Origin of the sequence: Pseudomonas sp. NDM (genome assembly GCF_003105095.1) — a bacterium.
GTDB classification, from domain to species: domain Bacteria; phylum Pseudomonadota; class Gammaproteobacteria; order Pseudomonadales; family Pseudomonadaceae; genus Aquipseudomonas; species Aquipseudomonas moraviensis_A.
On record NZ_QETJ01000007.1, the window covers coordinates 1 to 14,093 of the forward strand.

Below are 14,093 nucleotides of genomic sequence, written 5' to 3' on the forward strand. Positions count from 1 at the left end.
GCGGCAACCCCTCACCCCAGCCCTCTCCCGAGGGAGAGGGAGCCGATTTGGGCGCTGTTCAAATCCTGAGTTCGGCTCGGTTGCAAAGGGTCGGCGTGTCCCGGTTATTTATTGTGGTTCGGCTTGAATGAAGTGCTGTGCTTGACGCGGCAGCCCCTCACCCCAGCCCTCTCCCGAGGGAGAGGGAGCCGATTTGGGTGCTGTTCAAATCCTGCGTTCGGCTCGGTTGCAAAGGGTCGGCGTGTCCCGGTTATTTATTGTGGTTCGGCTTGAAGGAAGTGCTGAGATTGACGCCCAAGCCCCTCACCCCAGCCCTCTCCCAAGGGAGAGGGAGCCGATTTGGGTGCTGTTCAAAGCCTGAGTTCGGCTCGGTATTTCAGGTCGGCGTACCGCTACTGAACACCTCGGTCAGTCCCCTCTCCCTCCGGGAGAGGGTTAGGGTGAGGGGCTTTTGGCCTTTGACTCGGTTCATGCCACCGTGAGCCCCGTCCATTGCTCCGAAACCGCCCAGAGTCGCTCCGCCAACCCGGCATCCGCCGCCCATTTCGCAACACCCTTGCGACCTGTTTCAGGGTCATTGATCGGCGCAACATTGCAGTCTTCGCAATACACACCACCCAAATCCGCAAGCACTGCACTGGTCGCACACCACAACCCGGTAGCGGCGCCCTGCTCGACAGTTTTCAAACCGTTGTGCGGATCCAGCCGTGGCCGACCCTGTTCATCCAGCGCATCGAAGGCGGCGAGTTCCGTCGTGCTCAAGTGCCGTGCCAGATCCGTGAGAATCTGCCCCGGATGCAATGAAAACGCGCGAACGCCATGGCTACGTCCACGCTGATCGAGGGCGATGGCAAACAAGGCATTGGCGGTTTTCGACTGGCCATAGGCGAGCCATTTGTCATAAGGCCGCCGCAAAAAATCGATGTCATCAAACTCCACCCCGGCAATCTGATGCCCGCGTGACGACACCGATAGCACCCGCGCCTGCCCAGACTTGACCAGCACCGGCCAGAGCCCGCAGGTCAGGCGGTAGTGGCCCAGATGATTGGTGGCAAACTGGCTCTCGTGGCCATCGGCATCGCGCAGCAACGGCGCGGCCATGACTCCGGCGCAGTTGATCAGCCACGACACTGGCTGACCCGCGCTGACCAGACTTCGGCTGAACCCCGCCACCGACTCGGCCTGCATCAGATCCATGGGCATTACCCTGACGCCGTCAATCCCGGTCAACGCCGCCTCGGCCCGCGCGGTATCTCTGGCCGGCACAATGACCTGCGCCCCGGCCGCAGCGAGGCTTTTCACTGTCAGCAGACCCAGGCCGGAATAACCGCCCGTGACCACGGCGAGGTGCCCGCGCAGGTCGATGCCAGCCATGACTTCGGCCGCTGTGCTGGCGGCGTTGAACGGTGACTGCACAGGTAGTTGAAGGGTGGCCATGGGCGTAATCCTGAGTGAGCTATCGAAGGCCTTCATTCTTGGCTAAGCTCTGCGGACGAACCAGTCTGATAAATCCAGGTTTCTGTCGTGATCATCCAAAATCCTGCTGGCGATCCACTCTCTGCCGTATTGGCGCTCTCTGAACTGCGCGCAGCCTGTTCGGTTCGTTTGCAGGCGGGAGGCATCTGGGCGCTGCGCTTTCAACCCATCGAACTGAAATTCAACGTCGTGCAACGAGGCGAATGCTGGCTGCGCATGCAGGGCATGCCGGCGCAGTTGCTGCAGGCCGGCGACTGTTTTGTGGTATCGCGCACGCCGTTCATTCTCGCCAGCGGCGTCGATGTCGAAGCGGTGAATGCAGCGGATGTTTTCGCCCATGACGGTGCCTCGGCGACGTTCGGCATCGGCGAGGGAGTCGAGTTGCTGGGAGGCAGCGTGTCGTTGTCGGGTCCAGGCGCGACGGAGCTGCTTGAGGTGCTGCCAACCTCGCTGATCATTCGCGCCGAGACCGCGGGTGCTTCGTCGTTCGGCTGGCTGCTCGATGAACTAGGCCGCGAATGGCCTTCGCAGCAGGCCGGCTCGCAGGCAATGTGCAACGATCTGCTGCGGCTGATCTTCATCCATGCGCTGCGTCATCACATCAACAGCGCCGATGCCGAACAACTGGCCTGGCTGGGCGGGCTGCGGGAGCCAGCGATTGCCGGCGTGTTGCGCGCCATTCACGCGGCTCCGGAACAACCCTGGCGACTGACTCAAATGGCCGAAATAGCCTGCATGTCGCGATCGGGTTTCGCTGCGCTGTTCAAGACACGCATGGGCCTGGCACCGGTCGAATACGCCACACGCTGGCGGATGCGCGTGGCCGCGTTTCGCTTGCGCAATGGTCGGGACAATGTGGCGACTGTCGCCGCTTCGCTGGGCTATCTGTCCGACGCAGCCTTTGGCGCGGCCTTCCGCCGGGTGCATGGAATATCGCCGGGGCAATACCGCCGCGATCCGTCGCTATAGAACAAGCGCCGGTTGATCGAGGTTATGATCGCGACAACCGCCGCCAAGGACATGCCTGCCATGAAAACCCGCCCTACCCCCGCACCATTGCTCAAGCCCGGCGAAACCGTGGTGCTGTTCGACGGCGTGTGCAAGCTCTGCAACGGCTGGGCGCGCTTTCTGATACGCCATGATCAACAGCGCCGCGTGCGTCTCGCGGCGGTGCAATCGCCCGGGGGCCAGGCCTTGCTCGCGTGGGCAGGTTTGCCGCTGGATGAGTTCGACACCATGGCGGTGATTCGCGACCGGCATTACTGGGAGCGTTCCGATGCGTTTCTCGAAGTGGTCGGGCAATTGCCGGGGCGCTGGCAGCCACTGAAACTGCTGCGGATACTCCCACGCGGGCTGCGCGACTGGGCTTATGATCGCATCGCCCTGAATCGCTATCGGCTGTTCGGCAAGTACGACACCTGCCTGCTACCAACAGCGGATCATGAAAGCCGTTTTCTAAAGGCCCACGGCTGATCCGATCAGTTGCAGCGGCGTCATCTTCGTCACCATCATCAGCACGATGACAAACATTCCGGCGAACCCGGCGATGCCCATCCAGAACCACCAGCGGTACGTGCTCGCGTAGCGATCATCCAGAAGCTGGCCACCCTCGCCCGCGCTCAACGCCATGCTCTGCAAACGCTTTTGCAAGACCAGCACCGGCAGCCACAACGCGCCCACACAGAAGAAAATGATCAGCGAAGTCAGCAGCCATTCAGTGCTCATCGACAGCCCCGAAAGGCGCATCAGCAGATACCCGGTGATGACCTGCACAACCCCTGCCGGCGTGGTGATCCACGTATCGAAACGCACCACCATCCGTGCGACATGGGCGATCACTTGCGGGTTGCCGCTGCGGCTGGCGGCGATCAGGTAGAGGTAGGAACCCATGCCGAAACCAAAGAGGAAAATCGCCGCGATTACATGCAGGTATTTCAGACAGAGATAGAGCATCTCAACGCTGCCCTTCGGCGAACTGCACCGACAGACTCAGATTGGCGGGATCGTTGATCGCCGCCAGATACTCCTCAACGCTGATTTCGCCCACACACGGCCGTGCGCCAGATTCCGGCACGTAACCCCGGGCCATTTTGCTGGCGAGGGCGACGGCGGCGCAGCTGGGGATTTCCGGGCCTTTGTCATTCAGCGCGGTGAGTTGCGCGGTCATGCTCAGCGGCTGGCCGTCGACACCAGTGCCGCGAACATCGATGTACATCGCGCTTTTGCCATCACCGAAACGCTCGAACCACGTGCCCAGTCGATGCAGGCGCGCCGCCCAGCGCCGATGATCGCGCACCAGACCGAAGCGCAAGGCCTGCGCCAGCCAGGCGTTGGCGACCCCGCCGAGTTTCAGGCCGGCGCCGGCCTTGAAGCGCAGCGTCTGTGCTCCATAGCGGCGGGCGAAAATATCCATGTCCGGCACATCGACATTGGCCAGCACCCGCGTGCCCAGTTGCGGCATGCTGCGCAGGGTCAGATCGAGCCAGCCCAATACTTCGTGAGTCTGGCCATTCTTCAACTGCCTGATCGGTTTGCCGGCATAAGCGAGCACGCCTTCGACCGTGGACAGCCCAGGCATCTTCGCCGAGGAAGAAATGCCATGCTCGATCGAATCGACCCGCGCAAAACGCGAGCGCTGCTGATCGATGATCGCCGAAGACAAGGTCGGCACCGAGCTGCAGCCGCTGAGCAGCGCCACCCCAGCCTCCTTGGCGCGGGCGTCAAGCACATCGATGCCGTTGACGAAGGTGCGGCAGTCAGCCAGATCGCAATAATTCACACCGGCGCTGATGCAGTTTTCAGCAACCGCGTAGGACTGCCCTTGAAACGGCCCGCCGGTGTGCACCACCAATTGAATATTCAGCTCGCGCAACGCCGATTGAAACCCCGCGCCCAGCGCATCGCCGCACCAGCCTTGGCTGGTACGGCCCGATTGCGCTTGCAGCTCTTCGACCTTGCGCTGCAACTTGCGCGCATCGCGGCCCGACAACACCAACTCAATCTCTGGCATCTGCGCCAGATGCCGACAAACGATACTGCCGAAATTGCCGTAACCACCGACGACCATCACCCTGAATCCCATTGCCCTGTCCCTGTTCCAGCCTAAACATGTGGCGCAGAGGATATAGGCCGCAGCGGCACTCAGAAATTTATTTTGAAACCCAGCATTGCGTCATAGCCATGGCTGTCGCCATCAAAGCCCTGCCGATAACCGGCGGACGCGGTCAATGTCGTGCGTTGGTTGGCCTGATAATCGACCCCGAGATTGACCTCGCCCCACGTGCCCTGAATGTCCGACTCGAACGGGATGTAACCCGACTCAGAGGAAAATTCAGTCTTCGGCTGGCCTTTGAATTCATGCCAGACGCTGGGCCGAATCCACGCGTTGGTGCGCCGTGCGGTTTTGTCGACGCCCTCGGTTTCCCAGTCCCTGGCGATGCGCACGCCGGCGCGGCCAACCAGCGAATCGACGTCCTTGAAACGCACCTTGGCGCCGGCGTCGTCGCTGCTGTCCAGGTCGACGTAGCTGTAGATCGCCTGCACTTGCGGCTCGATGTACCAGTTTTTATCGAATTCATAGGGATAGCCGTTTTCCAGCGAGGCGGTGTAGCCCCAGCCACGGGTTTTCAGTTTTTCCAGGTCATTGGGCTTGGCTTCGATACCGTCCATTGAAAACCTCCCTGTCTCACGCTTCACAACGGCTGAATGCCTGCCCAGCCTGTGGAATTGAGCAGGCTCACTCCCACAAACAGGTGCGCTGTCTGCGCTAACAACTCTAGTCGGTATTTTCAGGCGAGCGCCGCCGGGCAAAAACAATGAACCCAACGCCCCTCTCGTCGCCTAACGCACAGACCATCAGGAGTTAAGCCTATGCAAATCGAAACCGTGTGGATCGTGTTGGCGGTCATTCTCGTGCTGATCGAGCTTTGGGCCATCAACCGGGTGCGCAAAAGCCAGGGGAAATCCAGTAGTAAAGGCGTGTGGATCGTGCTGATCGTGTTCGTGCCGCTGTTCGGCCTGATCGCCTGGGCACTGGCGGGACCCAAGCGTGTCGGGCGGATTTCGCCTTCACAGGCCAACCGCTGAAGCACGAGCGCAGGCCTGTCTCAAGCATCATCCACAGCCCGGCATTTGCCGGGCTTGTTATATGCAATGTCCGCCGAGCGGATATCTTGCAGGCTGCATGAAGGCGTTCTGCCTGCTTCTGCGCCAGCCCTTGATTTACGCGGGTTGCGCTTGATCGCCGAGTTGGCATGAGTCCTGCGATAGCCTCTTCCTGAATACACAGCAGCGCAAAAAAAAGAACGCTGTGTTCAATCCGTGAAAAGCAGAGGCGACAAAAAATGAATGCCATCGACCTTCTCAAAGCCGACCATGAAAAAGTCAAAGCCATCCTCAGCCAACTGAGTGAATCCACCGACCGTGCGCTGAAAAAACGCGGCGAGTTGCTGGGCAAACTGGAAATGGAAATCACCATCCATACTCGCCTGGAAGAGGAAATCCTGTATCCCGCGTTCAAGGAAGCCGGCAGCAAGGAAGAAGACATCATGTACTACGAAGCCAAGGAAGAGCACCGCACCGTGGATTCGCTGGTGCTGCCTGATCTGAAAGAGACGGATCCAGGCACCCCGGAATTTGCCGGCCGGGTCAAAGTGGTCAAGGAACTGCTGGAACACCACATCAAAGAGGAAGAAGAAGAGATGTTCCCCAAAGCGCAGAAGCTGCTGGGCAAGGCCAAGCTCGAGGAACTGGGCGCACAAATGGAAGCCATGAAGGCGAGCCACAAAAAGCAAATGGCGGCCAACAACATCGCCGCGTAAAGCGCTGAAGTTACCGAGGCCCGGCAGCGATGCCGGGCTTTTTTTGTGCGCCGACACTGGATTTCCTATATAGGCGCAATCCCTGTAGGAGTGAGCCTGCTCGCGATAGCGTCAGGTCAGCCAGAGCATCTATGACTGACACTCCGCCTTCGCGAGCAGGCTCACTCCTACAGGGACGGGGGTGGCGCTGAAGGCTGGGGTGTTCAAACGGCCCAAGGTGGTGCCGGATCGAATTTCGCTTCGATCCATTCCTTGAACGCTACCACTGCCGCCGCTGGAAACCGCGATGAAGGTCTGACCAGATAGACCCCTCCCGCCGAATCCAGCTGCCAGTCGGGCAGAACCTGGATCAACCGCCCTGCCGCCAGATCGCGGCTCATCAGCCAGTCGCCGGCACCGAGTATGCCGGCGTCGGCGCGGGCGGCGGCGAGGAGGGATTCGCTGTCGCTGGCGGTCAGGTTGCCGCGTGGCGTGATGGTCTGCAGTTCATCGCCGCGATGCAGGCGCCACAACGGGAACGACGCCAGCCCGCTGAAGCGCAGGCAATTGTGCTGCAATAGATCCTGCGGTGTTTGCGGCATGCCGTGCGCCTCGATGTAGGCTGGCGATGCGCAGAGAATCCGGCGATGGTCACTGAGCTTTTTCGCGATCAGCCGATTGTCGTCCAGTTCGCCGATGCGGATGGCCGCGTCGAAGCCTTGCTCAATGATATCGACGAGGCCTTCGCTGTAATCGGCGACCACTGAGACGTGCGGATGGGCCTTGAGAAACTCCGGCAACATCGGCCCCAGCCACAGGCGCCCCATCGCCGCCGGCAAGGCCAGACGCAACGTGCCGCGCACTTCGATGGCGCCCTGCACCGCTTGTTGCTGCGCCTCGTTCATCAGCTCGACGGCTGCGCGCAGGCGCTGTTCGAGTTGCAGGCCGGCCTCGGTGATGCGCACGTGTCGCGTCGAGCGCTCGACCAGCCGCACACCCAAACGTTTTTCCATCGCAGCAAGGCGCTTGGAAACGATGGTCGGATGGCGCTGCAACAAACGCCCCGCCGCGACGAACGAGCCTTGTGCGGCGACGGCGAGAAAGGCAGCGATCTCATCGCTGTGCGGATTGCTCAGAACATCCAGATTCATGGTTTTAGAATGATCGCCCCTGATGACCGCCCCGACTCCAGATCGGCATGCGCTTGTGCCGCGTCGGCCAATGGATAACGCGCACGGATCTGCGGCGTGATGATACTGGCAGCAACAGCGGCCAACACATCTTGCGCACGTTCCTGGTATTCGGCTGTTGTAGCGGTATGCGCTGCCAGCGATGGACGGGTCAGGAACAGCGAGCCCTTGGCATTCAGGGTGGCGATTTCCACCGCTGCCGGCGCGCCGGTCTGCGCGCCAAACGAGACCATCAGCCCACGTGGACGCAAGCTGTCCAGCGACGCCTGAAAAGACACCCGGCCAATCGGGTCATACACCACGTCGACCTTGCGCCCCTCGGTGATACGCATCACATCGGCGGCGAGGGTCTCGGCATTGAACACCAGCACTTCGTCACAGCCCGACGCGCGAGCCTTGTCGACACTGGCCTGTTTCGACACCACACCGATCACCGTCGCGCCAAGGTGTTTGGCCCACGGCACCATGATTTCCCCCAGACCACCTGCGACACCATAAAGCAACATTGTCGTGCCCGGCCCGACCGGGTAAGTCGCTTTCAGCAGGTATTGCGCGGTGATGCCCTTGAACAGCACCGCTGCCGCGTCTTCGAACGACAGTTCATCGGGGATTTTCACCAGACGCTCTGCCGGAAACAGCCGCGCCGAGGCGTAACCGCCCAAAGGACCGGTAGCATAAGCGACCCGATCACCGACCCGCACATTGCTCACGCCGGCGCCGACAGCCGCGACCCGCCCCGCGCCCTCCAGACCCAGCCCCGACGGCAACGCCACCGGCACCGCGCCTTTGCGTTGGCTGACATCGAGGTAATTGACGCCCACCGCCTCCTGCTCCAGCCAGACTTCGCCAGGCCCGGGGGGTTGCTCGCTGACCGTTTGCAGTTGCAGGACGTCCGGAGCGCCGGTTTCGGTGAAGCGGATTGCGTTGACCATGTTCATCTCCGTGCAGTCATTAACCGTTGAGCTCACTGTGAAAGCTGAGGTTCAGATGAACAAGTCGGGTTGGATGCAGTTCATTGCTGCACATCATGCAGCTATTCGAACATAAAAAAGGAGCGGCACTGATGCCACTCCCCATGGAAACGCTAATCGAACGCGCCGTTGAGCACCTCGTAGATCAACCCGGTGGCCAGCGCAACGAGGATCAGGTCGGTGCCCACCTGTTGCCATTCGTAGCCGTCATAGTGAGGCAAATGGCCAAGCAGGCGCCCGTCCAGCTTCTTGGCAATACCCGGTGGCAGCGGCTTGCCACGCGCCAGATTCTTTTGAATGCCCGGCGGCAGCGGCGGCCCCGGATTCCAGTATTCGCCGCGATAGCCGCCGACGATGCCGAGAATATTGCCGCGATCAACGCTCGGCCCGCCGCCGCGATTGCCGGAGGATGGCTGGCCTTTGTTGCCATTGCCCTGAGCGCCCCCACCCGGTTTCCCGTGATCCTGCATGTTCTGCGGCTTACCCTTGCCATTGCCCTGGCCACCTTGACCACCCTGGCCCTTGCCATTGCCGGGGTCGGCCAGTGCAGTCGTGCTGCCCACCACCAGCGCGAGGCAGGACAATGCGGCGATCAATCTGCGAGCTTTTCTCATGGACGGTTCCTTCGGTTCGCGGGGCATCTGGTTCTGAAGCATTGTGCTCAGCTTAGTGGATTTCTCCTTGCTGACCACTCGGCCTTGCGTCAGGATTCCCGTCCTTTCCACCCGCGATCGAAAAATCATGAATCGTCAAAAGAAGCTGCAGCAGTTGTTCAAGGAAAAGGCCAAAAAGGCCAACGCCAAACTGGCGCCGAAAAAGCCCAAGTACATCTGCAAGGCTGATCGCCTGAAGCTGGAAGCCGAAGCCGAAGCCGCGCAGGCGCAGGTCGAGAACATCGAAAGCTGAGTCAGGCTTTCTGCCGCGACGTCAGCCACGTCATCAGCGCCGCCAGCACCAGCAATGCCGCGCTGGCGAAGAAGGTCAGCCGATAGCCGCTGCCGTCGAACAGCAGACCACCAACGGTCGATCCCGAAGCGATCGACAACTGCACCACCGCCACCATCAGCCCCCCGCCCGCTTCGGCATCGTCGGGCAGCGTGCGCGCCAGCCACGACCACCAGCCGACCGGCGCGGCGGTCGCGATCAATCCCCACAAGCCCAGCAACACGAAGGCCGCGACCAGCGAGCTGCCCAGCCCGATCAGCGCCACGGCGATCACCGCCATCAACAGTGGGATGGCGATCAGCACGCGATACAGGCCTTTGTTCAGCACCGAACCGATGACCACGGTGCCGACGAACCCGGCCACACCAATGACCAGCAAAATCATCGACAGCACTGAAACGTCGACCCGGGTCACGGTTTCGAGAAACGGCCGCAGGTAAGTGAACAGAACAAACTGGCCCATGAAGAACAGACCTGCGCCGAGCATGCCGAAGGCCACCCGGCGGCTTTTGAACAACGCGAAGACGTTGCCCGCGCTGGCTTTGCGTGGCGCGGCGGGGAGCGCAGGCAAGCTGATCCACTGCCAGAGCAGCGCAATGAGCGCCACCGGTATCAGGCAGAAAAACGCCCCGCGCCAGCCAATCACGCTACCGAGATAACTGCCCAACGGCGCCGCCACGACGGTCGCCAGGGCGTTGCCGCTGTTAAAAATCGCCAGTGCCTTGGGCACGCTGGCGGACGGCACCAGACGCATGGCCAGCGCCGCCGACATCGACCAGAAGCCGCCAATCACCACGCCGATCAATGCGCGACCGATCATGTACACCGTGTAGTTGGGCGCCAGTCCGACCACTAGCCCGGACGCGCACATCAGCGCCGTCAACAGCAGCAACAGATTTTTGCGATCCATTGAACCAGCCAGCCTGGCGATCGTCAGGCTGGTCAGCACCGCGAACGCGCCGGAGATGGCGATGCCGTAGCCGGCCAGGCCTTCGCTGATGTGCAGGTCCGTTGCCATCGGCGTGAGCAGACTGACCGGCATGAACTCGGAAGCGATCAGCGCGAAGACACACAACGTCATCGCGAAAACGCCGCTCCAGTAAGCCGGTTGCTCGCCAGCGGTGGAGGCGTCCATGGACTGGGCTGTCGGATTATCGATTACTTGGGCCGTCATGCAGAACCTGTTTTGGAAAAGACTTGATCGGAGCAATTTTTGCCCCGCTACTCAGGCTGCAAAGCTTGACGGATTGCGGTTAACTTGATTAGTAGCGGTAATCTTCATGTGCTTTTGAGATAAATTCAGCAATGAACAACGCCAAAATCAACGACCTGCAGGCCTTTCTGGCGGTGGCGCAGGAGCAGAGCTTCACCAAAGCCGCCGCCCGCCTCGGCGTCACGCCGTCTGCGTTGAGCCATACCGTCCGCGCGCTGGAGCAGCGCTTGGGTATTCGCCTGCTGGCCCGGACCACGCGCAATGTTTCGCCGACCGAAGCGGGTGAGCGCCTGATGCGATCGATTGCGCCGCTGTTCGAGCAGATCAGCGCCGAACTCGAGGCCTTGAGCGAATTGCGCGACAAGCCCAGCGGCACGCTGCGGATTTCCTGCACGGACGATCAGATTGAATTGTGCATTCGGCCGATGCTCGCCGGGTTCCTGAAGGACTACCCGGACATCACGTTGGAGTTCTACGTCGATTACGGATTCACCAATGTGGTCAAGGAGCGCTTCGACGCCGGCATTCGTCTCGGTGAATCGATCAGCAAAGACATGATCGCGGTGCGCATCGGCCCGGACTGGCGCCTGGCGGTGGTCGCCGCGCCCGATTACTTCGCCCGCCACCCGGCACCCGTCACGCCCCATCAGTTGATGGAGCACACCTGCATCAACATCCGCCATCAACCGGCCGGCGCGATTTACGCCTGGGAGTTTGCGCACAAGGGCCAGGATTTCAGCGTCAAGGTCGACGGGCAATTGGTGTTCAACAGCATCATGCATGTACTCAATGCCGCCGTGGATGGCATCGGCGTGGCGTACGTGCCCGAGCAATTGGTCGCGCCGTATCTGGCGGACGGCCGATTGGTGGAAGTCCTGGAAGAGTGGTGCCCGACGTTTCAGGGTTACCACCTGTATTACCCGAACCGGCGCCAGGGCTCGGCAGCGTTCGCAGCGTTTGTCGAAGCACTGAAGCTGAACACCGCTCCCCTGTAGGAGTGAGCCTGCTCGCGATTGCGTCCGGTCAGCCAACCCTGCATCGCCTGACACACCGCTATCGCGAGCAAGGATCGGGGCAGATCGACAATCTTTTTCGTCACTCACACCCCTGTAGGAGTGAGCCTGCTCGCGATTGCGTCCGGTCAGACAACCCTGCATCGCCTGACACGCTGCTATCGCGAGCAGGCTCGCTCCCACAAGGATCGGGGCAGATCGACCATCTTCTTCGCCACTCATCCCCCTGTAGGAGTGAGCCTGCTCGCGATTGCGTCTGGTCAGACAACCCTGCATCGCCTGACACGCTGCTATCGCGAGCAGGCTCACTCCCACAAGGATCGGGGCAGATCGACAATCTTCTTCGTCACTCATCCCCCTGTAGGAGTGAGCCTGCTCGCGATAGCGCCGTACCGAATTACCGCCGCCCAACAAAAAGGGAGGCCTTTTACAGGCCTCCCTTTGTCTTTCACCTTCAGGATGTACCCAGCCCCTGCGACAGATCCGAGGACGACGGCCGCGCCGGATCCGGTCTGGTTTCACCCTCGGTCTGCTCGGTGGTCCGGGTCACCGTGTCGCGCACCGCTTCATAACCTTCCTGCGCTTTCTGCTTGGCCTTGTCGACCATGCCGGCGCTGGTGCGGCCCATGTAGCGCTGCTCAGTGGAGGTGGTCGGCAACGCCGCGCCGAGCAACGCACCGAGCGCGACTCCAGCGGCAGCCACCATCAGCGGTTGCTCTTTGAGCAGGTGACTGAACTGTTGGCCGAGCACTTGCGAATTGCGCGACAAGCGGTCACTGGCGTCATGCATCGCATGGCTCAGATTTTCCTTGGCTGCACCGACATTTTCACCGAGGTGGCTGGCCTTGCCTTTCAGCGTCTGGTACCCGTCCTTCAGCGAGTCGGTGGTCGAGTGCAGATGCGCGCGCGCACTGTCGACGCCGTCGGCCAAACCATCGGCCCACTCGCCGGCCTTGTCCTGATCCGGTCCGCTGCGATAGGTCGGTTGCGGCACGGGCGGGCGATTCTGGCTGATCATCAGCCAGAGCAGGCCCACCGATGTCAGCACCGCCGGCACCGGGTTATTGCGCACGCTGGTGCCGAGGTTGGTGAAGAACGTCGAGCCATTGCTCTGCATCATCCCCCAGGCCTGATCAATCATCTGCCCGGGGGTGAATTTGCTCTCCAGTTGATCGACGATATTGCCGATGCTCGCGCGTTGCGCATCGATTTCGCGCTCGATCTGTTCCGGGCTTTTTTCCGCTTCGATATCCAGTTCGCTTTTCATGAGACTTTCCTCCGCAGCGCTTCCTGATCCTTGTTCAAGGCGTCGAGGGTGCGATCAGGTTTGAAGTGAGACGGCTCGAATTGCTTTTTCCCGGATTGCAGCATGGCGAAGCCGATGATCATTACCACCACGCCAACGATCAACGCGGCCAGCCACGGCGCCATGAACAGGCTCAAGCCATAGACCGCCGACATCAGCAGAATGATGAAGCCGGCGAGGAACACAATCGCACCGCCGGCCACCGCGCCGATGCCAGCCTTCAGCGTGCTGAGGCTGTTGTGCAATTCGGCTTTGGCCAGCGCCAATTCCTTGGTGAACAACGCCGGTACTTCGCGGGACAGCTGCCGCAACAAGCCGACCACCGAAGCATCATCCGTTTGGCCGAGGGGCCTTGCCCCGCTCAGATCAGATTCATCTCTGTTCATCACAGTTCTCCTTTGGCGTCGGGTGCATGCGGTACGGAAGCCCCTGCGAAATCAGAGGGGTGATCATGCTCATTAGGTGAGGTGGGAGTGATGCCAGTGGCCAGTCCCGGATTGGTTGGGGACGAGGACGGCACTGACGATTCATAGGGTCGCTGCGCACCGTAATCGCCTGATGGTGGCGTCGAAGTCGTGCCTGCCGCTGGATCGTGTTCGGCGCTGACAGTTGCCGCCGCAGCCGTGCCTGCCTTGAGAAACCGCGACAGGCCGAAACCGATGGCGATACTGCCGGCAATGAATAGCCCCGGATTGTTGCGCGCCAGATCCGCCGCATCGTGCAGCAACTGTTCGGCACTCTTGCCGCGCAGATTGCCCGCCAGCCCGGTCATGGATTCCGCCATGTCGTTGATGTAATCGGACATGCCTAACGTGTCTTTGTCCTGCAGTTCCGAAACGAAGCTTTTCGCGCCTTGCGCCAACGCTTCGATCTGCTCGGCCGCCGTGTCGCGATACTGACCGAATTGCGCATCGGTCTGTTCGCGCGCGCCGCCCAATGCTTCGCTGACGTTGTCTTTCAGATGATCGAAACCTTGCTCAGGCTTGCCGTTTGGATCACCTGATTCATACCCTGCCCTGCTGTCTGACGTATTCATGTCGCCCCTCGCCTTCTCACTGAAAACGCAAAAACGGGACTACACGGCAACAATGCCTCGAGCCCCCACATAGATGAGGACGGAGCGGCTTGCGCGAGAGTTCAAAGAGGTTGATGAGCGTGCAACGTATGGCCGGGATCACCG

Annotated in this window: 17 protein-coding genes; 6 read left to right on the forward strand and 11 right to left on the reverse strand. The window is 61.0% G+C overall.

Translation table 11 applies throughout. The features are described 5' to 3' along the window. Positions 1 to 468: 468 nt before the first annotated feature. A complete protein-coding gene (locus DCO47_RS03135) occupies positions 469 to 1,437 on the reverse strand; it encodes an oxidoreductase (protein WP_083353025.1) in 969 nt (322 codons plus the stop codon). 87 nt (positions 1,438 to 1,524) lie between these two features. On the opposite strand from DCO47_RS03135, the gene DCO47_RS03140 reads away from it, so the two are divergent. Both DCO47_RS03140 and DCO47_RS03145 read left to right on the forward strand, forming a co-directional pair. Beyond that, a complete protein-coding gene (locus tag DCO47_RS03140; RefSeq protein ID WP_256590075.1) occupies positions 1,525 to 2,445 on the forward strand; it encodes an AraC family transcriptional regulator in 921 nt (306 codons plus the stop codon). A gap of 51 nt (positions 2,446 to 2,496) precedes the next feature. Continuing rightward, a complete protein-coding gene (locus tag DCO47_RS03145; RefSeq protein ID WP_116657466.1) occupies positions 2,497 to 2,949 on the forward strand; it encodes a thiol-disulfide oxidoreductase DCC family protein in 453 nt (150 codons plus the stop codon). Here the strand turns inward: DCO47_RS03145 and DCO47_RS03150 are convergent. The 3 genes from DCO47_RS03150 to DCO47_RS03160 are packed head-to-tail and all read right to left on the reverse strand — an operon-like array spanning position 2,932 to position 5,145. After that, positions 2,932 to 3,429, reverse strand: coding sequence for a DUF2269 domain-containing protein (locus DCO47_RS03150; RefSeq protein ID WP_116657419.1), 498 nt, complete (start codon positions 3,427 to 3,429; stop codon positions 2,932 to 2,934). The genes DCO47_RS03145 and DCO47_RS03150 overlap by 18 nt on opposite strands. Before the next feature lies 1 nt (position 3,430). Then, positions 3,431 to 4,558 carry a saccharopine dehydrogenase family protein gene (locus tag DCO47_RS03155; protein ID WP_116657420.1) on the reverse strand — a complete coding sequence of 376 codons (1,128 nt, stop codon included), beginning with the start codon at positions 4,556 to 4,558 and terminating at the stop codon, positions 3,431 to 3,433. A gap of 59 nt (positions 4,559 to 4,617) precedes the next feature. Then, entirely contained in the window at positions 4,618 to 5,145 is a 528-nt protein-coding gene (locus tag DCO47_RS03160; protein ID WP_256590076.1) for an autotransporter domain-containing protein, read from the reverse strand. A 201-nt stretch (positions 5,146 to 5,346) separates the two neighbouring features. Between DCO47_RS03160 and DCO47_RS03165 the strand changes: the two genes are divergently transcribed. Both DCO47_RS03165 and DCO47_RS03170 read left to right on the forward strand, forming a co-directional pair. Further along, positions 5,347 to 5,562 carry a PLDc N-terminal domain-containing protein gene (locus tag DCO47_RS03165; protein WP_116657421.1) on the forward strand — a complete coding sequence of 72 codons (216 nt, stop codon included), beginning with the start codon at positions 5,347 to 5,349 and terminating at the stop codon, positions 5,560 to 5,562. Positions 5,563 to 5,819: 257 nt separating this feature from the next. Continuing rightward, complete coding sequence (locus DCO47_RS03170; RefSeq protein ID WP_065617088.1) at positions 5,820 to 6,296, forward strand: hemerythrin domain-containing protein; 477 nt, start codon at positions 5,820 to 5,822, stop codon at positions 6,294 to 6,296. 203 nt (positions 6,297 to 6,499) lie between these two features. On the opposite strand, the gene DCO47_RS03175 is transcribed toward DCO47_RS03170, so the two are convergent. The 3 genes from DCO47_RS03175 to DCO47_RS03185 form a co-directional block, all read right to left on the reverse strand. Continuing rightward, positions 6,500 to 7,426, reverse strand: a complete 927-nt coding sequence (locus tag DCO47_RS03175) for a LysR family transcriptional regulator (RefSeq protein ID WP_116657422.1) — start codon at positions 7,424 to 7,426, stop codon at positions 6,500 to 6,502. After that, positions 7,423 to 8,397, reverse strand: coding sequence for a quinone oxidoreductase (locus DCO47_RS03180; protein ID WP_064361912.1), 975 nt, complete (start codon positions 8,395 to 8,397; stop codon positions 7,423 to 7,425). Before DCO47_RS03180 ends, DCO47_RS03175 begins: the two co-directional genes overlap by 4 nt. Positions 8,398 to 8,549: 152 nt before the next feature. Continuing rightward, positions 8,550 to 9,050, reverse strand: coding sequence for an anti-virulence regulator CigR family protein (locus DCO47_RS03185; RefSeq protein WP_064361913.1), 501 nt, complete (start codon positions 9,048 to 9,050; stop codon positions 8,550 to 8,552). Positions 9,051 to 9,177: 127 nt separating this feature from the next. On the opposite strand from DCO47_RS03185, the gene DCO47_RS03190 reads away from it, so the two are divergent. Beyond that, positions 9,178 to 9,342: a DUF2986 domain-containing protein gene (locus tag DCO47_RS03190; protein ID WP_080902516.1), complete on the forward strand. Its 165-nt coding sequence runs from the start codon at positions 9,178 to 9,180 to the stop codon at positions 9,340 to 9,342. Between the two features lies 1 nt (position 9,343). On the opposite strand, the gene DCO47_RS03195 is transcribed toward DCO47_RS03190, so the two are convergent. Then, entirely contained in the window at positions 9,344 to 10,555 is a 1,212-nt protein-coding gene (locus tag DCO47_RS03195) for an MFS transporter (protein WP_116657423.1), read from the reverse strand. A gap of 131 nt (positions 10,556 to 10,686) precedes the next feature. On the opposite strand from DCO47_RS03195, the gene DCO47_RS03200 reads away from it, so the two are divergent. Beyond that, positions 10,687 to 11,589 carry a LysR family transcriptional regulator gene (locus DCO47_RS03200; RefSeq protein WP_116657424.1) on the forward strand — a complete coding sequence of 301 codons (903 nt, stop codon included), beginning with the start codon at positions 10,687 to 10,689 and terminating at the stop codon, positions 11,587 to 11,589. A gap of 472 nt (positions 11,590 to 12,061) precedes the next feature. On the opposite strand, the gene DCO47_RS03205 is transcribed toward DCO47_RS03200, so the two are convergent. From DCO47_RS03205 to DCO47_RS03215, 3 genes are read right to left on the reverse strand one after another with little or no spacing between them, the layout of a single operon-like run. Then, complete coding sequence (locus DCO47_RS03205) at positions 12,062 to 12,874, reverse strand: DUF3618 domain-containing protein (protein ID WP_064361916.1); 813 nt, start codon at positions 12,872 to 12,874, stop codon at positions 12,062 to 12,064. Continuing rightward, complete coding sequence (locus DCO47_RS03210) at positions 12,871 to 13,299, reverse strand: phage holin family protein (protein ID WP_042609651.1); 429 nt, start codon at positions 13,297 to 13,299, stop codon at positions 12,871 to 12,873. The genes DCO47_RS03205 and DCO47_RS03210 overlap by 4 nt, the downstream gene beginning before the upstream one ends. Beyond that, entirely contained in the window at positions 13,299 to 13,949 is a 651-nt protein-coding gene (locus tag DCO47_RS03215) for a hypothetical protein (protein WP_116657425.1), read from the reverse strand. Before DCO47_RS03215 ends, DCO47_RS03210 begins: the two co-directional genes overlap by 1 nt. Positions 13,950 to 14,093 lie beyond the last annotated feature (144 nt).

Excerpts from the sequence above, each read along its gene's own strand:
- DCO47_RS03185 (WP_064361913.1), bottom strand. The coding sequence starts at position 9,050 with ATGAGAAAAGCTCGCAGATTGATCGCCGCATTGTCCTGCCTCGCGCTG.
- DCO47_RS03180 (WP_064361912.1), bottom strand. The coding sequence starts at position 8,397 with ATGGTCAACGCAATCCGCTTCACCGAAACCGGCGCTCCGGACGTCCTG.
- DCO47_RS03170 (WP_065617088.1), top strand. The coding sequence starts at position 5,820 with ATGAATGCCATCGACCTTCTCAAAGCCGACCATGAAAAAGTCAAAGCC.
- DCO47_RS03175 (WP_116657422.1), bottom strand. The coding sequence starts at position 7,426 with ATGAATCTGGATGTTCTGAGCAATCCGCACAGCGATGAGATCGCTGCC.
- DCO47_RS03215 (WP_116657425.1), bottom strand. The coding sequence starts at position 13,949 with ATGAATACGTCAGACAGCAGGGCAGGGTATGAATCAGGTGATCCAAAC.
- DCO47_RS03190 (WP_080902516.1), top strand. The coding sequence starts at position 9,178 with ATGAATCGTCAAAAGAAGCTGCAGCAGTTGTTCAAGGAAAAGGCCAAA.
- DCO47_RS03205 (WP_064361916.1), bottom strand. The coding sequence starts at position 12,874 with ATGAAAAGCGAACTGGATATCGAAGCGGAAAAAAGCCCGGAACAGATC.
- DCO47_RS03145 (WP_116657466.1), top strand. The coding sequence starts at position 2,497 with ATGCCTGCCATGAAAACCCGCCCTACCCCCGCACCATTGCTCAAGCCC.
- DCO47_RS03200 (WP_116657424.1), top strand. The coding sequence starts at position 10,687 with ATGAACAACGCCAAAATCAACGACCTGCAGGCCTTTCTGGCGGTGGCG.
- DCO47_RS03165 (WP_116657421.1), top strand. The coding sequence starts at position 5,347 with ATGCAAATCGAAACCGTGTGGATCGTGTTGGCGGTCATTCTCGTGCTG.
- DCO47_RS03155 (WP_116657420.1), bottom strand. The coding sequence starts at position 4,558 with ATGGGATTCAGGGTGATGGTCGTCGGTGGTTACGGCAATTTCGGCAGT.
- DCO47_RS03150 (WP_116657419.1), bottom strand. The coding sequence starts at position 3,429 with ATGCTCTATCTCTGTCTGAAATACCTGCATGTAATCGCGGCGATTTTC.
- DCO47_RS03135 (WP_083353025.1), bottom strand. The coding sequence starts at position 1,437 with ATGGCCACCCTTCAACTACCTGTGCAGTCACCGTTCAACGCCGCCAGC.
- DCO47_RS03210 (WP_042609651.1), bottom strand. The coding sequence starts at position 13,299 with ATGAACAGAGATGAATCTGATCTGAGCGGGGCAAGGCCCCTCGGCCAA.
- DCO47_RS03160 (WP_256590076.1), bottom strand. The coding sequence starts at position 5,145 with ATGGACGGTATCGAAGCCAAGCCCAATGACCTGGAAAAACTGAAAACC.
- DCO47_RS03195 (WP_116657423.1), bottom strand. The coding sequence starts at position 10,555 with ATGACGGCCCAAGTAATCGATAATCCGACAGCCCAGTCCATGGACGCC.